The 15,080-nt window shown below is 61.4% G+C and carries 15 protein-coding genes; 2 read left to right on the top strand and 13 right to left on the bottom strand.

Going from position 1 to position 15,080, the window contains the following annotated elements:
- Positions 1-18: 18 nt before the first annotated feature.
- The 12 genes from HU739_RS02300 to HU739_RS02245 form a co-directional block, all read right to left on the bottom strand.
- Positions 19-297: a DUF971 domain-containing protein gene (locus HU739_RS02300; protein ID WP_186546647.1), complete on the bottom strand. Its 279-nt coding sequence runs from the start codon at positions 295-297 to the stop codon at positions 19-21.
- A complete protein-coding gene (locus HU739_RS02295) occupies positions 294-1,256 on the bottom strand; it encodes a HEAT repeat domain-containing protein (protein ID WP_186546649.1) in 963 nt (320 codons plus the stop codon). Before HU739_RS02295 ends, HU739_RS02300 begins: the two co-directional genes overlap by 4 nt.
- Positions 1,253-2,101 (bottom strand): ABC transporter ATP-binding protein, encoded by an 849-nt coding sequence (locus HU739_RS02290; protein WP_186546651.1) that lies wholly within the window; start codon positions 2,099-2,101, stop codon positions 1,253-1,255. The genes HU739_RS02295 and HU739_RS02290 overlap by 4 nt, the downstream gene beginning before the upstream one ends.
- Positions 2,101-2,883 carry an ABC transporter permease gene (locus tag HU739_RS02285; protein WP_186546653.1) on the bottom strand — a complete coding sequence of 261 codons (783 nt, stop codon included), beginning with the start codon at positions 2,881-2,883 and terminating at the stop codon, positions 2,101-2,103. Before HU739_RS02285 ends, HU739_RS02290 begins: the two co-directional genes overlap by 1 nt.
- Positions 2,884-3,018: 135 nt before the next feature.
- Positions 3,019-4,422, bottom strand: a complete 1,404-nt coding sequence (locus HU739_RS02280) for an ABC transporter substrate-binding protein (protein WP_186546655.1) — start codon at positions 4,420-4,422, stop codon at positions 3,019-3,021.
- A 229-nt stretch (positions 4,423-4,651) separates the two neighbouring features.
- Entirely contained in the window at positions 4,652-4,897 is a 246-nt protein-coding gene (locus tag HU739_RS02275; RefSeq protein ID WP_007959413.1) for a 4Fe-4S dicluster domain-containing protein, read from the bottom strand.
- A 27-nt stretch (positions 4,898-4,924) separates the two neighbouring features.
- Positions 4,925-6,655, bottom strand: a complete 1,731-nt coding sequence (locus HU739_RS02270) for a fumarate reductase/succinate dehydrogenase flavoprotein subunit (RefSeq protein ID WP_186546657.1) — start codon at positions 6,653-6,655, stop codon at positions 4,925-4,927.
- Positions 6,652-7,404, bottom strand: coding sequence for a GntR family transcriptional regulator (locus HU739_RS02265; protein ID WP_186546659.1), 753 nt, complete (start codon positions 7,402-7,404; stop codon positions 6,652-6,654). The genes HU739_RS02270 and HU739_RS02265 overlap by 4 nt, the downstream gene beginning before the upstream one ends.
- A gap of 213 nt (positions 7,405-7,617) precedes the next feature.
- Positions 7,618-8,583, bottom strand: coding sequence for a Gfo/Idh/MocA family protein (locus HU739_RS02260; RefSeq protein ID WP_186546661.1), 966 nt, complete (start codon positions 8,581-8,583; stop codon positions 7,618-7,620).
- A gap of 10 nt (positions 8,584-8,593) precedes the next feature.
- Complete coding sequence (locus HU739_RS02255; protein WP_186546663.1) at positions 8,594-9,481, bottom strand: Dyp-type peroxidase; 888 nt, start codon at positions 9,479-9,481, stop codon at positions 8,594-8,596.
- A gap of 84 nt (positions 9,482-9,565) precedes the next feature.
- Positions 9,566-10,303: a DUF72 domain-containing protein gene (locus HU739_RS02250; protein ID WP_186546665.1), complete on the bottom strand. Its 738-nt coding sequence runs from the start codon at positions 10,301-10,303 to the stop codon at positions 9,566-9,568.
- Between the two features lie 10 nt (positions 10,304-10,313).
- Positions 10,314-12,101 carry a thiamine pyrophosphate-requiring protein gene (locus HU739_RS02245; protein WP_186546666.1) on the bottom strand — a complete coding sequence of 596 codons (1,788 nt, stop codon included), beginning with the start codon at positions 12,099-12,101 and terminating at the stop codon, positions 10,314-10,316.
- Positions 12,102-12,284: 183 nt separating this feature from the next.
- Between HU739_RS02245 and HU739_RS02240 the strand changes: the two genes are divergently transcribed.
- Together HU739_RS02240 and yghU are read left to right on the top strand one after the other, a co-directional pair.
- Entirely contained in the window at positions 12,285-12,785 is a 501-nt protein-coding gene (locus tag HU739_RS02240; protein ID WP_186546667.1) for a cupin, read from the top strand.
- Between the two features lie 195 nt (positions 12,786-12,980).
- A complete protein-coding gene (yghU, locus tag HU739_RS02235) occupies positions 12,981-13,820 on the top strand; it encodes a glutathione-dependent disulfide-bond oxidoreductase (RefSeq protein WP_186546668.1) in 840 nt (279 codons plus the stop codon).
- Positions 13,821-13,924: 104 nt separating this feature from the next.
- Here yghU and HU739_RS02230 read toward each other — a convergent pair whose 3' ends face one another.
- Positions 13,925-14,857 (bottom strand): helix-turn-helix transcriptional regulator, encoded by a 933-nt coding sequence (locus tag HU739_RS02230; RefSeq protein WP_186546669.1) that lies wholly within the window; start codon positions 14,855-14,857, stop codon positions 13,925-13,927.
- Between the last annotated feature and the right edge of the window lie 223 nt (positions 14,858-15,080).

Raw genomic sequence — 15,080 nt, 5'->3', positions numbered from 1 at the left:
ACATGGATTTTCGCGGGGTCAGGCATTGAGTTGTGCCAGGTAAGTCCATGGATAGATACCGCGTTGGTGGCCGTCGCTGAACACCAGTTGCACGCCATAGCCCTGGGGGTTGAGTTCGATCAGACGCACCCGATCATCGACCAGCGGCGTCAGGCCGCGCAGGCGTAACGCGCGGCATTGCGAGCATGGGCACTGGCGGCGCAGTTCGGCGTGATTGAGTTGCTGCTCGCGGCCGTCCGGCCAGCTCAGGCGCAGCGTCCGTTCGCTCTGCGAATTGCCGACCGACAGCGGGTTCATTGCAACTGGCTCAAGGCGATGCGCACGGCTTTGCGCACCTCCGGATCACCGTCATCCTGCGCAGCCTGCAACGCCGCCACGGCACCGCGATCATTCAGTTCGCCCAAGGCCAGCGCCGCTTCCTTGCGCAGGTTGCTGATGCGATGGCCAAGGGTGTCGACCAGCGCGTCCAGCGCCGGGGCGAAACGCAGGCGACCAAGGCTGCGGGTGGCGCGCAGGCGCACTTGCCAATAGTCGTCGCTCAAGGCTTCGACCAGGGCCGGCCCCGCATCGCGATGGCCGACTTTGCCCAGGGTGGTCGCGGCTTCTTCGCGCACTTGCCAGGCACTGTCCTGCAAGGCCTGGCGCAGGGCCGGAAGCACTTCGGTGCCAGAGGCCAGGCCCAGCGCTCCGGTGGCCGCGCGGCGCACTTCGGTGTCCGGATCAGCGCTGGCCAGACGGGCCAGCGCCGGCAACGCGTCGAGCTGTTTGAGCCAGCCGAGCACCCCGACCGCTTCGCGACGCACATGGGCGTCAGCATCATTCAGCGCGGTAATGGCCGCGGTGGCGGCGTCGGCAAAACGCAACTCACGCAGCGCTCGAAACGCGGCGATCCGCACACTGACGTCGGCGTGCCCGGTCCACGGCAGAATCACCCGCCCCGCCGCTGCCGACTTGAGCAGGCTCAGGCTTTGCGCGGCGGCCGCTTGCACGGCTGGCGACGGATCCGTCAGCGCTTCGCACAAGGCTTGCACGACCGGCTCGTCCTCCCACGCCTCCAACAGCCGTGCGGCTTCGGCACGCACCTCCTCGGCGGGGTCCTGCCTGAGGCGATCAACCAGCCAGAGCAAACCGTCCGGTTCTTCCAGATCCGCCAGTTCAATCAGGGCAATACGTCGCACGCCGGCATCTTCAGCCGTCAGGCGCGGTTGCAGTGCGAGGATTTCATCGTTGTCGGTTACAGCAAAAATAGAAGTCATAGGGCAAATCGCGGCAAAGGGTTTTCTGGTGGCAGACCGAGCGGATTGAGGCGTGGCAGCGATCTGTCGTTGTCGTGGCGCAGCAGGTCGAGGCAGTGACGTTTGAGGCGGGCGAACTCGGGGCTGGTGACCAGCTCAGTGGTGCGTGGACGCGGGAAATCCAGGCGCAAGTCTTCGATGATTCGCCCCGGGCGTGCGCTCATGACCAACAGGCGGTCGGCGAGGAACAGCGCTTCATCGATGTCATGGGTGACAAACACCACGGTGGTGCGAATGCGCGTCCAGATGTCCAGCAGCAGTTCCTGCATGTTCAGCCGGGTCAGCGCATCCAGTGCGCCGAACGGTTCGTCCATCAGCAACAGCCGCGGACGGTTGACCAGCACACGGGCGATCTCCACACGCTGCTGCATGCCGCCGGAGAGCTGATCGGGCCAGCGTTCGGCAAAGCCGTCGAGGCCGACCAGCTTAAGGATTTCATCGGCGGCACGATGGCGTTCAGTCTTGCTGATGCCACGCATTTTCAGGCCGAAGGCGACGTTGTCACGTACCGTTCGCCACGGGAACAATGTGTGATGCTGAAAGACCATGCCGCGTTGTGGCGACGGGCCGGACACCACCGCGCCGTCCACCTTGAGGCTGCCGGTCTGCGCATTCAGATGCCCGGCCAAGGCACCGAGCAAGGTCGATTTGCCGCAACCGGACGGGCCGAGGATGCACACGAACTGGCCGGGTTCGATCTGGCAATCGAGGCCCTGCACGGCTTCGAACGCTTCACGACCGCTGCCAAGGACGATGGACAACTGGCGAATGTCGATCCGCCCTTGCGGGGTTTGCATCACGCTCATCAGGCTTTTCCTCGCGGTCGATGCCAGGGCGTGAGCCACCCGCCCAGGCGTTTGATCAGCCAACTGCTGCCCATGCCCAACACACCGATCAGGAGCATGCCGACGACGATGTCGGCATAGTTCTGCAGGGTGTAGGACTCCCAGGTGTAATAACCGATACCGAACTGGCCGGAGATCATTTCCGCCGTCACCAGGCAGAACCACGACGTGCCCATGCCGATCGCCAGGCCGGTGATGATGCTCGGCGCAGCGCCCGGCAGGATCACTTCCTGCAGAATCGCCCGGCGCCCTGCCCCGAGGCTTTTTGCCGAGGCGATCAGACGTGGGTCGACGGTCTCGACGCCGTGCACGGTGTTGAGCAGGATCGGGAACAGCGCGCCGGTAAAGGTGATGAAGACCATCGACAATTCCGACGACGGGAACATGAGGATTGCCAGAGGAATCCACGCCACGGCGGGGATCGGGCGCAGCACTTCCAGCGGTGGCAGCAGCAGGTCTTCAGCCCATTTCGAGCGGCCGATGGACAGGCCAAGGGCGATGCCGATCAGCAGTGCCGCGAGGTAGCCGGCAAAGACACGGCCCAGGCTGCTGCTCAGGTGCTGCCAGAGTTTGCCGGAATCGCCCAGGCCCAGCGCGGCTTCTATCACGGCCACGGGGGTTGGCACGTTGGCGAAGGTCACCAGGCCCAGGTTCCAGTGATGGCGGGCGGCGAGTTGCCAGAACAGCAGGCAGAGCAGCAGCGAGGCGCCTCTCGGCACCCAACGCAAACAGGATCGATACACAATAATGCCTCTCAACCAGATCCCTGTAGGAGTGAGCCTGCTCGCGATAGCGGTGTATCAGACATCACATCGACATCTGACACACCGTTATCGCGAGCAGGCTCACTCCTACAGGGGAACGCGGTGTTTGTGGGGTTAGCGCACGGCGACGACTTGCGCGGTGGCATCGCTGAAGTCGAAGACTTTGCCGCCCTGCGCCGTGGCGTATTGCTGGGCCTGGCCCTTGAGCAGGAAAGCACTCAGGCGACCCTTGGCATCGCTGGCAAACCAGGCTTGTTCGGCCAACAACTTGATGCCGCTGTCGCTGGCCTGCGCATACACCGCCCGGATGTTTCTGCCCTCCTGCTGCAACGCAGCCAGCGCGCTGAACGCCGCTTCAGCCGAACCATAACGGCGCACTTTTGCCTCGCCGCGTACCCAGATTTCCGCAACGTGGCTGACATCGGTGATGGCTTGGCCCGTCGCCGCATCCACCCCGGGTAAAGGCGTCTGCGCGTAGTCAGCCAATTGCGCGGAGTAATCGAGGTTCGACGCCTTGAAAGCCGCACGGATGTATTGGTCGTCAATAAAGGTGTTGAGGTCGAGGCCGCGATCAGCCTTTTTCAGCAGCTTCAGCGTATCGATGGCGGTGCCGACGGCCTGGCGGTACTCCGGTTTCCAGCTCAGGTCGCGGGTCTGCACGCCGAGCGGGCCATGGAACAGGTAGTTGACCTCGGCGTCGACGCCAGAGACCTTGGCGATCAGCTCGCTGTACTTCTCCGGCTCGGCTGCGAGCAATTGATTGGCTTCGATGCTGGCGCGCAGATAGGCGACGACAATCTCCGGGTATTTCTTCGCATAGGCCTGATCCACCAGCGCACCGTGGAAGGTCGGTGCGTTGGCCTGGGCGCCGTCGTAAATCTTGCGGGCGAAACCACGGCTGGGAAACAGTTCGGCGAACGGCACGAAGTCGGCGTGGGCGTCGATCTTGCCGGCCTGCAACGCCGAGCCTGCGACCTCCGGCGGCTGGGCGATGATGTTCACATCCTTGAGCGGATCCCAGCCCTGTTCTGCCACGGCGCGCAGCAACATGCCATGGGCCGTGGAGGCGAACGGCACGGAAATGGTCTTGCCTTTAAGCTCAGCCAACGACTGCACGCTGGATGCGCTCGGCACAACAATGCCGTTGCCACTGCCCTTGATGCTGCCCGACAACACGCTGATGAACAGGCTGTGCTTGCCGGCGGTTTCGAACGCCACACCATTGAACGCACCGGGGAAATCGGCCATGGCGCCGAAGTCGAGTTTGCCGGCGACCATCTCGTTGGTCAGCGGCGCGCCGCTGGTGAAGTTTTTCCATTGCACGTCATAGGTAGCGTCCTTGTAAGCGCCGTCGTGGGGCAGGTATTTGTCGAGCAGACCGAGCTCCCGGATCAACAGGCCACCGGCGGCGCAGTTGATGGTGGTGTCCTGGGTGCCGATGGCAATGCGGATGGTTTCGGCCGAGGCCGACACGGTAAATGAAGCCAGTACCAGACCGGCGAGTGCTGCACGCAACATGAGTGTGTCCCCTCGAATCATTGATTGAAGTTCGTCTCCGCCGCGATCAGGGCGCGGTGGGAAACGAGGGGTATTTTTCAATTCAGCGTCCGGGGTTCACCGGATGGCTTTGGTTTGTCACACATCCAATGTAGGAATGAGCCTGCTCGCGATAGCGGTGTGTCAGTCAACACATCTACATCTGATCCAGCGCTATCGCGAGCAGGCTCACTCCTACAGGGATCGGGTTTCAACGCAGGAGATACGGGATTTCGACTTTGACGGCACCCGTCGGGCAATCCTTTTCGCACGGCATGCAGTACCAGCATTCATCGAATGCCATGTAGGCCTTTTGCGTGGCCGGGTTGATCGCCAACAAATCCATCGGGCAGACGTCGACGCACACGGTGCAGCCCTTTTCGGCGATGCATTTGTCCTCATCGACGGTGACCGGGGCGTTGGAGCGAAAGAAGATTTCCTGAGCTTGGTAAGCCATGGTTCGGACTCTCTTTTCAGTCGTGCATCAAGCGGCGAAAGAGCCGACCCGCAGTCGGTCGTAGGCCTGCATTTCTTCGGCGTCGAGCGGGATGATGTAAGGCTCGACGGCTTTTTTGAAACTGGTCATGCGCCCGTCCTCGCCCTTTTTCAGATGGCAATGGCAGAACCACTCGGCGTCGTTGCGTTGTGGATGATCGACGCGATAGTGATACAGGCCCCAACGGCTTTCGGCGCGGAACAACGAGGCGCGGGCGGCCATTTCGGCGCAGTCGCGGATCACGCTGGTTTCCATGGCGCGCATCAGTTCGTGGGCGTTGTTGGCTTTCATCTGCTCCAGGTCGCGCTCAATGTCGCTGAAACGTTGCAGGCCGATCTGCATTTTTTTGGTCACTTTCGGCGGTTGCAGGTAGTCGTTGACGAAGCGTCGCAGCTTGTACTCGACCTGTGCCGGCGGCAGGCCGTGTTCGCGATCCAGCGGTGCGTAGACCCGGGCTTTTTCCTTGGCAATCTGCTCGGCATCCAACGCCGAAAACTCGCGACCGGCGACAAACTCCGCGGCGTTGTGCCCGGCAAACCAGCCGTAAGTAAACGCGCCGAGCATGTAATTGTGCGGCACGGCGGCCATGTCGCCCGCCGAGTACAAACCTTTCACCGAGGTTTCGGCGCGTTCGTTGACCCACACGCCAGACGCCGAATGACCACTGCAGAAACCGATTTCCGAGATGTGCATTTCGACCATCTGCGTGCGGTAGTCGGTGCCGCGATTGGCGTGGAACTGACCCCGGCTCGGGCGCTCGTTGCTGTGCAGGATCTCCTCGATGTTTTGGATGGTTTCTTCGGCCAGGTGGTCGAGTTTGAGGAACACCGGGCCGTTGCCGCTTTCCAGTTCCTGGTGAAACTCCCACATCATCTGCCCGCTCCAGTAGTCGCACTCGATGAAGCGTTCACCCTTGTTGTTGGCGGTGTAGCCCCCTAGCGGGCCAGTCACGTAGGCGCAGGCCGGGCCGTTGTAATCCTTGATCAACGGGTTGATCTGGAAGCACTCGAGATTGGCCAGTTCGGCGCCGGCGTGATAGGCCATCGCGTAGCCGTCGCCGGCATTGGTCGGGTTTTCGTAAGTGCCCATCAGATAACCCGACGACGGCAGGCCGAGACGACCGGCAGCGCCACACGCCAGAATCACAGCCTTGGCCTTGATCACATGGAAATCGGCGGTGCGGCAATCGAAGCCCATCACACCGTTGACCGCGCCCTCCTCGTCGGTCAGCAAACGCGTGCAGACCAGCCGATTGGTGATGCTCACCCGCGCCCGTTTCAACTGGCGATAAAGGACCTTCTTGATGTCGTGCCCTTCCGGCATCGGCAGCACGTAGGCGCCCATGTGATGGACTTTTTTCACCGCGTAATCGCCGGTTTCGTCCTTTTCGAACTTCACCCCCCAACGGTCGAGCTGTTCGATGGTTTCGAAACTGTGCGTCGCATAGGCGTAAACGGCGGCTTGATTGACGATGCCGTCGTTGGCGATGGTAATTTCCTTGGTGTACTGCTCCGGCGTCGAATGGCCGGGGATGATCGCGTTGTTCAGGCCGTCCATGCCCATGCTGATCGCGCCGCTGCGTTTGACGTTGGCCTTGTCGACCAGCAGCACGCGCAGGTCGCGGTTTTGCTCTTTGGCCTTGATCGCCGCCATGGGACCTGCGGTGCCGCCGCCAATAACGACGATGTCGTATTCCTGTTCCAGCGTGTTGCGCGTCATGCCTGCTCCCCTTTTTGCCGGTCGATCCGCAGGCGGTACTGAAACGCATCGCCACGGTAGTAGAGATGTTCGAAATCCAGCGGCTGGCCCCGGGCGTCGTGGGTCAGGCGCTCGATGCGCATGATCGGTGAGCCGGCCTCGACGTTGAGTGCCTGGGTCAGGTCGCTGTCCGCCAGCACCGCGTCGATCGCCAGATCGGCGTGGCCGAGGGCGATGCCGCAGTCGTTTTCGAGGATCAGGAAGATGTCGCGGGTGACCAGATCGGCCTTTTCCAGCCGCTCGCCGATGGCTTTGGGCAGGTAGGTGATTTCCAGCGAGATCGGCTCACGGTTGATCAGCCGCACGCGTTTGATCTGCGCGACGATCTCGCCTTCGGCGACCTGCAAACGCTCGGCGACACGCTTGTCGGCAGCAATGAATTTGAAGCTGCGCAGGCGGTTGATCACCTCGTAGCCGCGCCCGGTCATGGACTCGGCGAGACCTTGCAGGCTGCTAACGTTCTGAAAGGTTTTCGGCTTGGCGACGAACGTGCCTTTGCCGTGGATCTTGAAGATCAGCCCTTCCTTCTGCAAATCGCCCAGCGCCTGGCGCACGGTGATGCGGCTGACTTTGAACAGCGTGCCGAGTTCGCTTTCGGACGGCATCTGACTGTCTTGCGGGTATTCACCATCAAGAATGCGCGCACGCAACACATCGCGCAGTTGGGTGTGCAGCGGGACGCTGCCGAGGGAGAGAACGTTATCGGTCATCACGGGATCACTTGTTATAACGAGTTATAACGTGATCTTAGGGTTGGGATGACAAAGTTGAGAAATATTGTTTGGGCATAACCTTAGATGCTTCGCAGAATCGCCCTTTGTAGGAGTGAGCCTGCTCGCGATAGCGGTGTGTCAGTTGAAATTGATGTGGCTGACAGACCGCTATCGCGAGCAGGCTCACTCCTACAGGGGGAATCTGTGCGGTCAGCGTTTGAGGATCTGGTCCATGACCCAGTCGGTCTTGACGGCTTGCTCGGCCACGGCGGGATGGCGGGATTCGCCGCGAATGTGCGCATTCATCCCGAGCACGTGATGCCACTGAATATGCTCATGATGAGCAATCTCCAGACTGATCTGCTCATCGGCAAACAAGTGCAGCGGATGCTCGTCAAACACCGAAAAGCCGATCCGCCCCTGGCTGCCGATAATTTCGACGCGGTCTTCGCGCCGGTCCGCGACAAAGCTCCAGCAGCCCATGCCCAGTGCTCCCGAAGCAAACCGCCAACTGGCACTGACCGCATCTTCCGCCGCATACAGACCCGCCTGCCGTGCGGTGAAACCGGCGACTTCAACGATGTCACCGAGCAAATACTGGAACAAGTCCAAACCATGGCTGGCCAGATCGGCAAAATAACCACCGCCCGCCACCGCCGGATCGGTGCGCCAATTGTCACGGCCCTCCAGATCCACCGGCGACGGCGCTTTGGTCAGGGTCCAGCTCAGGTGGCGGACCTCGCCGATACGCCCCTCCTCCAGCCACTGGCGCACTTGCGCGAAGCGCGGTAGCGAGCGGCGGTAATAGCTGACAAATAAATGCACACCGGCAGCGGCAAACGCCTGCTGCATCTCGCGGCTTTGCCCGGCGTTGAGCGCCATGGGTTTTTCCACGCAGCAATGCTTGCCGGCGGCGGCGACTTTCAGGCTGTAGGCGTGGTGGCTGTCGGGTGGCGTGGCGATGTACACCGCGTCCACTTGCGGATCGTTGATCAGCGCATCGACCTCGGTGTACACCCGTTCGATGCCGTGACGCGCGGCGTAATCGCTCACCGCTTCCAGGCGACGGCCCATCACCGCTACCAGCGCCGAACCGGGCGCCTTGTAAAAGGCTGGCCCGCTCTTGCGTTCCGCCACGCTGCCACAACCGATCATGCCCCAGCGCACCACGTTCATGCCCCAGTCCTCAGCCGATGCGCAGAGCGCGCAGATCGAGGTGACCGTCCTTGAGCGGCGGGCACCAGTAATAGCCGCCGGTAATCGGTCGGCTGATCTGGTACAAGCCATCGGCAATACCGTCTTCCAGACCGCTCATGCGCCGCAGTTGTGCTTCGAAGGCATCCAGCGAGAAGCCGAAAGCCAGGAACATCAAACCCGCGCGATCACCTTCGATCCATGGCATCGAACGGCGCACGACAAACGCCTCCGGCGCGAAGCTTTCCTGGGCGGTACGTTTGACATGAGCGGAAATCGGCGCGTCGTCGATTTCTTCGTTATCGCTCAGACGACGGCCCATGATGTCGTCCTTGGCCTCGGCAGATAAACGCTGAAAACCCTTCAGGTCGTGCTGCCACTGCTGGATGGCGGCGAAGCTGCCGCCGATCAAGCCATCAGCACCAGTGCTTTGCAGCGCGGCGGCAATGGCGGCGTCATCGTGCGGGTTTTCCGTGCCGTCTTCGTAGCCAGTGAGATCGTGGCCGTCCATATGGCGGAAGGCTTCCTGCACCTGCACCAGGCGCAAGGCCGGCGCCAGCGCGGCTTCGAAGGCGTCGCAACGGTTGAGCAGTTCACCGCGGTCGACGCCGTGCAGCCAGACCCACAGCGCGTGCTGGGTCGACGGGTTGTTCACGCCGACGCCGGTCATTGCCGGGAAACTGCGCAGGCCGTCGATTTCCACATTCAGCGCTTTGGTCAACGACTCACCAAAGCCAACCACCGCCGACTTGCCATCCACCAGCATCAGCAGGTTGTCGATCGCTTGCGGCAAGGCTTCAACCGACGCCAGGGCGAAAAACAGATGACGTGCTTGCGCAGGAACAGGGGTGGCGAGGATGCCCGGCTGGTAGTAACTCATGTGAACTCCTTGAAAAAGTGCGCGGAGTTTACCTGTAGCCGGACGGTTTGTGTGGGTTGCGATAGCGGCCTTGAGGCCATCGTATCAGCGCTCGCTGACTTCGGTCAGCGCGCTCAATGCCAACGCATTGGCGGTGGCAGCGCCGCTGGCGGTGTTATCGAAGATGCACCAAGTGTCTTTGCCCACGCCGCTCGCGCTTTGCAGGACCTGAGCAAGGCGCTGGAGATAAGCCAAGTCGTAGGCGCTGTGATAGATGCGCGGCGAACCATGCAGGCGCCAATATTGCAGGCCTCGCCAGCCGCCCGGCGCCGCGTCGGTGCTGATCCGCGACGGATCGACTACCGCCCGGGCAATCTGCAAATCCTGCAACAGCGCCTCGGCCTCGGTCCACGATTCGTGTCGCGGCTCCAGCACCACGGCGCCCTGGAAACGTTCGCGCAAGACGCGAAAAAACGCCTCGGCAGCGGGCGCATCGAACGCCAGTTTCGGCGGCAATTGCAGCAGCAGACAGCCCAGTTTTTCACCCAGACCTTCGCACTGTCCGAGAAACTCATCAAGCGCAGCCGCGCTGCCCGCCAGACGCTGCTCATGGCTGATGAGCCTGGGTACTTTGACTGCGAAGCGAAAGCCTGGCGGAACCGAATCGGCCCAACGTTCATAGGTCTGCCGCCGATGTGGGCGATAGAACGAACTGTTGATTTCCACACAGTTGAAACGCGCCGCATAGCGTTGCAGATGCGTGCCCTCCGCCGGGAAGGCCGGCCAGTGCTCGCGGCCAAGGCTTGAGCCCGCGCAACCGATGAAAATCGCTGGTTCGTTCAAGCGCCTGGCATCATTTCTTGCGCGGCAGCACGGCGCCAAGCACCTGCTTGGCCGTTTGCACGATCACCCCCGCCTCGTCCGGATCGCCTTTGAGCAGGGTCGTGGCGAATGCCTTTGCCTGCTCCAGCTTGATGTGCGGTGGCAACGGCGGCACGTTCGGATCGGTCTTGAACTCGATCAGCACGGGCACATCCGAGGCCAGTGCCTGCTCCCAGGCCCCCGCCACGTCTTCTTCGCGATCCACAAAGATGCCCTTGAGGCCGATGGAAATGGCGAACAGGTGATAGGGCACATCGGGGATGCTTTGTGACGCCTCGAACTTCGGATCGCCCTCCATCACCCGCTGTTCCCAAGTCACCTGGTTGAGGTCCTCGTTGTTGAACACTGCGCAAATCCATTTCGGGCTCGCCCATTGCCGCCAGTATTTGGCAACGGTGATCAGCTCGGCCATGTTGTTCATCTGCATCGCGCCGTCGCCGACCAGGGCAATCACCGGGCGTTCCGGAAAAGCGAATTTGGCCGCGATCGCATAGGGCACCGCAGCGCCCATCGAGGCCAGGCCACCGGACAGCGAGCATTTCATCCCGCGGCGGATTTTCAAGTCACGGGCGTACCAGTTGGCGCAGGAGCCGGAGTCGCTGGTGATGATCGCCTGATCGGGCAAGCGCGGTGACAGCTCGAACACCACGCGTTGCGGATTGATCGGCTTGGCCTTGACCATGGCGCGCTTTTCCAGGGTTTTCTCCCAGGTGCTGCGCCAGCCTTCGACTTTTTTGCGCCACTTGTTTGAGGTTTTCTGCTCGAGCAAAGGCAACAGCGCGGCGAGGGTTTCGGCTGAGTCGCCGACCAGATTGACCTCCATCGGATAACGCAGGCTGAGCATGTCCGGTTGCAAATCGATCTGCACCCCACGCGCCTGGCCTTCCTTGGGCAGGAATTCGGAATAGGGAAAGCCCGAGCCGACCATCAGCAAGGTGTCGCATTCGCTCATCAGCTTGTAGCTGGGTTCGGTGCCGAGCAGGCCGATGCTGCCGGTGACCCACGGCAGATCGTCGGGCAAGGCCGCTTTGCCGAGCAAAGCCTTGGCGACGCCGGCGCCGAGTTTTTCCGCCACGGCGATCACCTGGTCGGTCGCTTCCAGCGCCCCGGCACCGACCAGAATGGCGACTTTCTCGCCGCGATTGAGGACCTCGGCGGCGCGCTGCAAATCGGCGTCGTACGGCACGACTTTCGGCTTGCTGTAGCCGACGCCGGAGTGCGCGGTGCCGTGAGCGCGGGGTGGTTGTTCGTAAGGCAGATCCTGCAAATCGTTGGGCAGGATCAGTGCAGTGACGCGGCGCTCGCCCACAGCCGTGCGCACGGCGCGGTCGAGCAGATGGCGCACCTGTGCCGGCGCCGAAGCCTGCTGCACGAACGCGCCGGCGACGTCCTTGAACATCGACACCAGGTCCAGTTCCTGCTGGTAATGACTGCCCAGCGCCGTGCGCGCCTGCTGACCGACAATGGCCAACACCGGCATGTGATCCATCCGCGCATCGTAAAGACCAGTGATCAGGTGTGAAGCGCCGGGGCCGGAGGTGGCGATACACACGCCCAGCTCACCGGTGAATTTGGCGTGGGCCGAGGCCATGAACGCGGCCATTTCCTCATGTCGCGCCTGTACAAATTCGATCTTACCTTTCGCCCGAGCCATGGCACCGAAGACGCCATTAATACCGTCGCCCGGGTATCCAAAAATCCGCGTCACGCCCCATTCGCTGAGCCGCTCGACCAGAAAATCCCCTACCGTCATCGTCATCTCGATCCTCGCCTTTCACCGCTGCATGGATGTGTAAGGGTCTGGACAGTGAGGTGCGCGACGAAGTTTCGATGGATTGCACCCGTACCGGAACTGCGCACGGCGCCAGGGCAGCCATTGACGAATTTATTGAGGCGAGCACCCTGCCCTGCGGTCGATTAATGAGTGAACGGAGGATTCGTCATGACTGAAGTACAAACCTTGTTGCTCGAACGCAACGACTGGGTGCCAAACAATCCGCGTCTGCCGGTGTTGATCTATCGCAACGCGATTGCCATCGAGGGCGACGATCCGGCGGTGCGATTCGAGCAGGTTTTCAGCGCCAATGGCTGGCCGCCGCAGTGGCGCTACGGGATTTATGATTATCACCACTACCACACCGAAGGCCATGAAGTGCTTGGCGTGGCGGCAGGCAAAGCGCGGTTGATGCTGGGCGGGCCCGATGGCCACGCGGTCGAGGTCAATGCCGGGGATGCGCTGTTACTGCCGGTCGGGACCGGGCATTGCAACCTGTGGTCGAGTGAAGATTTCCTCGTGGTGGGGGCGTATCCGCCGGGGCAGCAAGCGGATATTTGCCGGGATGCGCCGAGTGAAGAGCAGTTGGCGCATATTGCGAAGCTTGCATTTCCTGAGACTGACCCGGTGCAGGGAGCTGGTGGAGCTCTGGCGCACCACTGGGGCTGATGGTTCAACACAAATCCCTGTAGGCCTTCGCCTGCTCGCGATGGCGGAGTGTCAGGCAAATAAAGTATTGACTGATGCACCGCTATCGCGAGCAGGCGAAGGCCTACAGGGGATTTGGGTTGGGGGCTGGCATGGGCGGGCATTTTTCCCTACGGTGTCTACCTACGCCATCCCAGCATCGACGAGGTCCGTTTCATGAGCAAAACGTCTTACGTTCCGCCCAAGGTCTGGAAACACGAAGCCCCTTCCGGCGGCCACTTCGCCAGCATCAACCGCCCGGTCGCCGGGCCGACCCATGACAAGCCATTGCCGGTCGGCAAGCACCCGTTGCAACTGTATTCGCTGGCCACACCCAACGGCGTCAAAGTCACCATTCTGCTTGAAGAGTTGCTCGCGCTCGGGCACAGCGGGGCCGAGTACGACGCGTGGCTGATCCGCATTGGCGAAGGCGATCAGTTCTCCAGTGGCTTCGTCGAGATCAATCCGAATTCAAAGATCCCCGCACTGCTCGATCGCAGCGTCGAACCGCCGATTCGGGTGTTCGAGTCCGGTTCGATCCTGCTGTATCTGGCGGAAAAATTCGGCGCCCTGCTGCCCGGGGATCCGGCCGGGCGCACGGAAACCCTCAATTGGCTGTTCTGGCAAATGGGTTCGGCGCCGTATCTGGGCGGTGGCTTCGGGCATTTCTATGCCTACGCGCCGGAGAAGCTCGAATACCCGATCAACCGCTTCACCATGGAAGCCAAGCGGCAACTGGATGTGCTGAATCGCCGCCTCGCCGACAATCGGTTTCTGGCCGGCGACAGCTACACCATCGCCGACATCGCGGTCTGGCCGTGGTACGGGCAACTGGTGCGCAACAACGTGTATTCGGCGGCGGAGTTTCTCGCGGCTCACGAATACACCCACGTGCAGCGCTGGGCGGAAGAAATCGCCCACCGGCCGGCAGTTATTCGCGGCCAGCGGGTGAATCGTACCTGGGGCGATGAAGAGAGTCAGGTGCCGGAGCGGCATCAGGCGCAGGATCTGGACTGAGACCGAAAACCGCATAACCCTGTGGGAGCGAGCTTCCTCGCGAAAGCGGAGTATCAGACAACGCATCTGTTGAATGACACACCGCGTTCGCGAGCAGACTCGCTTCAAGTGTCGAGCGGCGTTTGCGGCGTATCCGGATTGAGCTGGCGGCGGCGAAACTGCCCGGGCGGCTGGCCATGGATCTGGCGAAAACGGCGCGAGAAATACGCCTCGTCGGCAAACCCGCACAAGCGCGCGACCTCGCCCACCGAGCGCGTGCTGTTGAGCAGAAAATTGCGTGCGGCGTGCATGCGCCGCTCCAGCACCAGTTCGGTGAATGTCTTGCCGATTTCCTTGCGCAGCCAGTGCGTCAGGTAAGTCGGTGACAGATACGTCGCGGCAGCGACCTTGATCAGGTTGAGATCGGGATCGGCGATGTTCTTGCGCAAGTATTCGAACATCCGGCTCAGAGCGTCACGACGGCTGTTCTCCGCAGCATTCTCCTCCGCCAGACGCTTGAGTGGTTCGGCGTAGAGAAAACACACACTGCCAATCAGTTGCAGCAACAAGCCCTTGAGCATCTCCCGTGTGCCGAACTGACGATTTTCATCGAGGGTGCGCATCTGCTCGATCAAGCCGCAGACCTGAACGAAATCTTCGTCGCCGAGGATGAAGTCCAGATGCTCCTGAAAGCGGAACGGCGACAGCTCCGGCGCCAGCAGGATCGAGACCTCTTCCAGATCCATCGGGTCGCACTGCAAATGCGGCAACAGAAAGGTCTGGGAAAAGTTGATCACGATGAAATTGCTGTCCGCCGGGTGCGGAATGACGTGTACGCGATGGGGCAGGATGAACGCCAGAGTGTTGCGCGGGAATGGCCGTTGCACGCTGCCGATGTGCTGAACGGTGTCGCCACCGAGGTTGATCTGAATCTGAAAATACTCATGGCGATGAGGACTGGTCTCGGCGCGCCGGCCCTTTTTGTCGCGAATATAGAAATCGGTCAATTCGCTGCGTTGCTGCATGACGTAGGTCGGGATACGGCTGAGTGACGACATGGGTGGGGAGTCCTCCGGGCAGTGAGGTGGCGTCTGCCATCTTGCAGGGTTGGGCTGAGGGCGGCAACAAGTCATACGATGACATCAACGCTCGGCAACTATTTCCCCTGCTGAGTGGCAATGCGCGTGTCCAAAAACAAGATTCTTTTTTATTCCTGACATGTCCTTATTAATCAAACAGTTATCGATGCTTAGCAGGTCGGACCGCCAGGGATATTCAGTT

The sequence above is a fragment of the Pseudomonas hamedanensis genome (assembly GCF_014268595.2).
GTDB classification, from domain to species: domain Bacteria; phylum Pseudomonadota; class Gammaproteobacteria; order Pseudomonadales; family Pseudomonadaceae; genus Aquipseudomonas; species Aquipseudomonas hamedanensis.
Note: the sequence above shows the minus strand (reverse complement) of the source record. Positions and strands in the feature narration are given on the sequence as shown.

Coding starts and splice junctions, on each gene's coding strand:
- HU739_RS02300 (WP_186546647.1), bottom strand. CDS start 297: ATGAACCCGCTGTCGGTCGGCAATTCGCAGAGCGAACGGACGCTGCGC.
- HU739_RS02295 (WP_186546649.1), bottom strand. CDS start 1,256: ATGACTTCTATTTTTGCTGTAACCGACAACGATGAAATCCTCGCACTG.
- HU739_RS02290 (WP_186546651.1), bottom strand. CDS start 2,101: ATGAGCGTGATGCAAACCCCGCAAGGGCGGATCGACATTCGCCAGTTG.
- HU739_RS02280 (WP_186546655.1), bottom strand. CDS start 4,422: ATGTTGCGTGCAGCACTCGCCGGTCTGGTACTGGCTTCATTTACCGTG.
- HU739_RS02275 (WP_007959413.1), bottom strand. CDS start 4,897: ATGGCTTACCAAGCTCAGGAAATCTTCTTTCGCTCCAACGCCCCGGTC.
- HU739_RS02270 (WP_186546657.1), bottom strand. CDS start 6,655: ATGACGCGCAACACGCTGGAACAGGAATACGACATCGTCGTTATTGGC.
- HU739_RS02265 (WP_186546659.1), bottom strand. CDS start 7,404: ATGACCGATAACGTTCTCTCCCTCGGCAGCGTCCCGCTGCACACCCAA.
- HU739_RS02260 (WP_186546661.1), bottom strand. CDS start 8,583: ATGAACGTGGTGCGCTGGGGCATGATCGGTTGTGGCAGCGTGGCGGAA.
- HU739_RS02255 (WP_186546663.1), bottom strand. CDS start 9,481: ATGAGTTACTACCAGCCGGGCATCCTCGCCACCCCTGTTCCTGCGCAA.
- HU739_RS02245 (WP_186546666.1), bottom strand. CDS start 12,101: ATGACGATGACGGTAGGGGATTTTCTGGTCGAGCGGCTCAGCGAATGG.
- HU739_RS02240 (WP_186546667.1), top strand. CDS start 12,285: ATGACTGAAGTACAAACCTTGTTGCTCGAACGCAACGACTGGGTGCCA.
- yghU (WP_186546668.1), top strand. CDS start 12,981: ATGAGCAAAACGTCTTACGTTCCGCCCAAGGTCTGGAAACACGAAGCC.
- HU739_RS02230 (WP_186546669.1), bottom strand. CDS start 14,857: ATGTCGTCACTCAGCCGTATCCCGACCTACGTCATGCAGCAACGCAGC.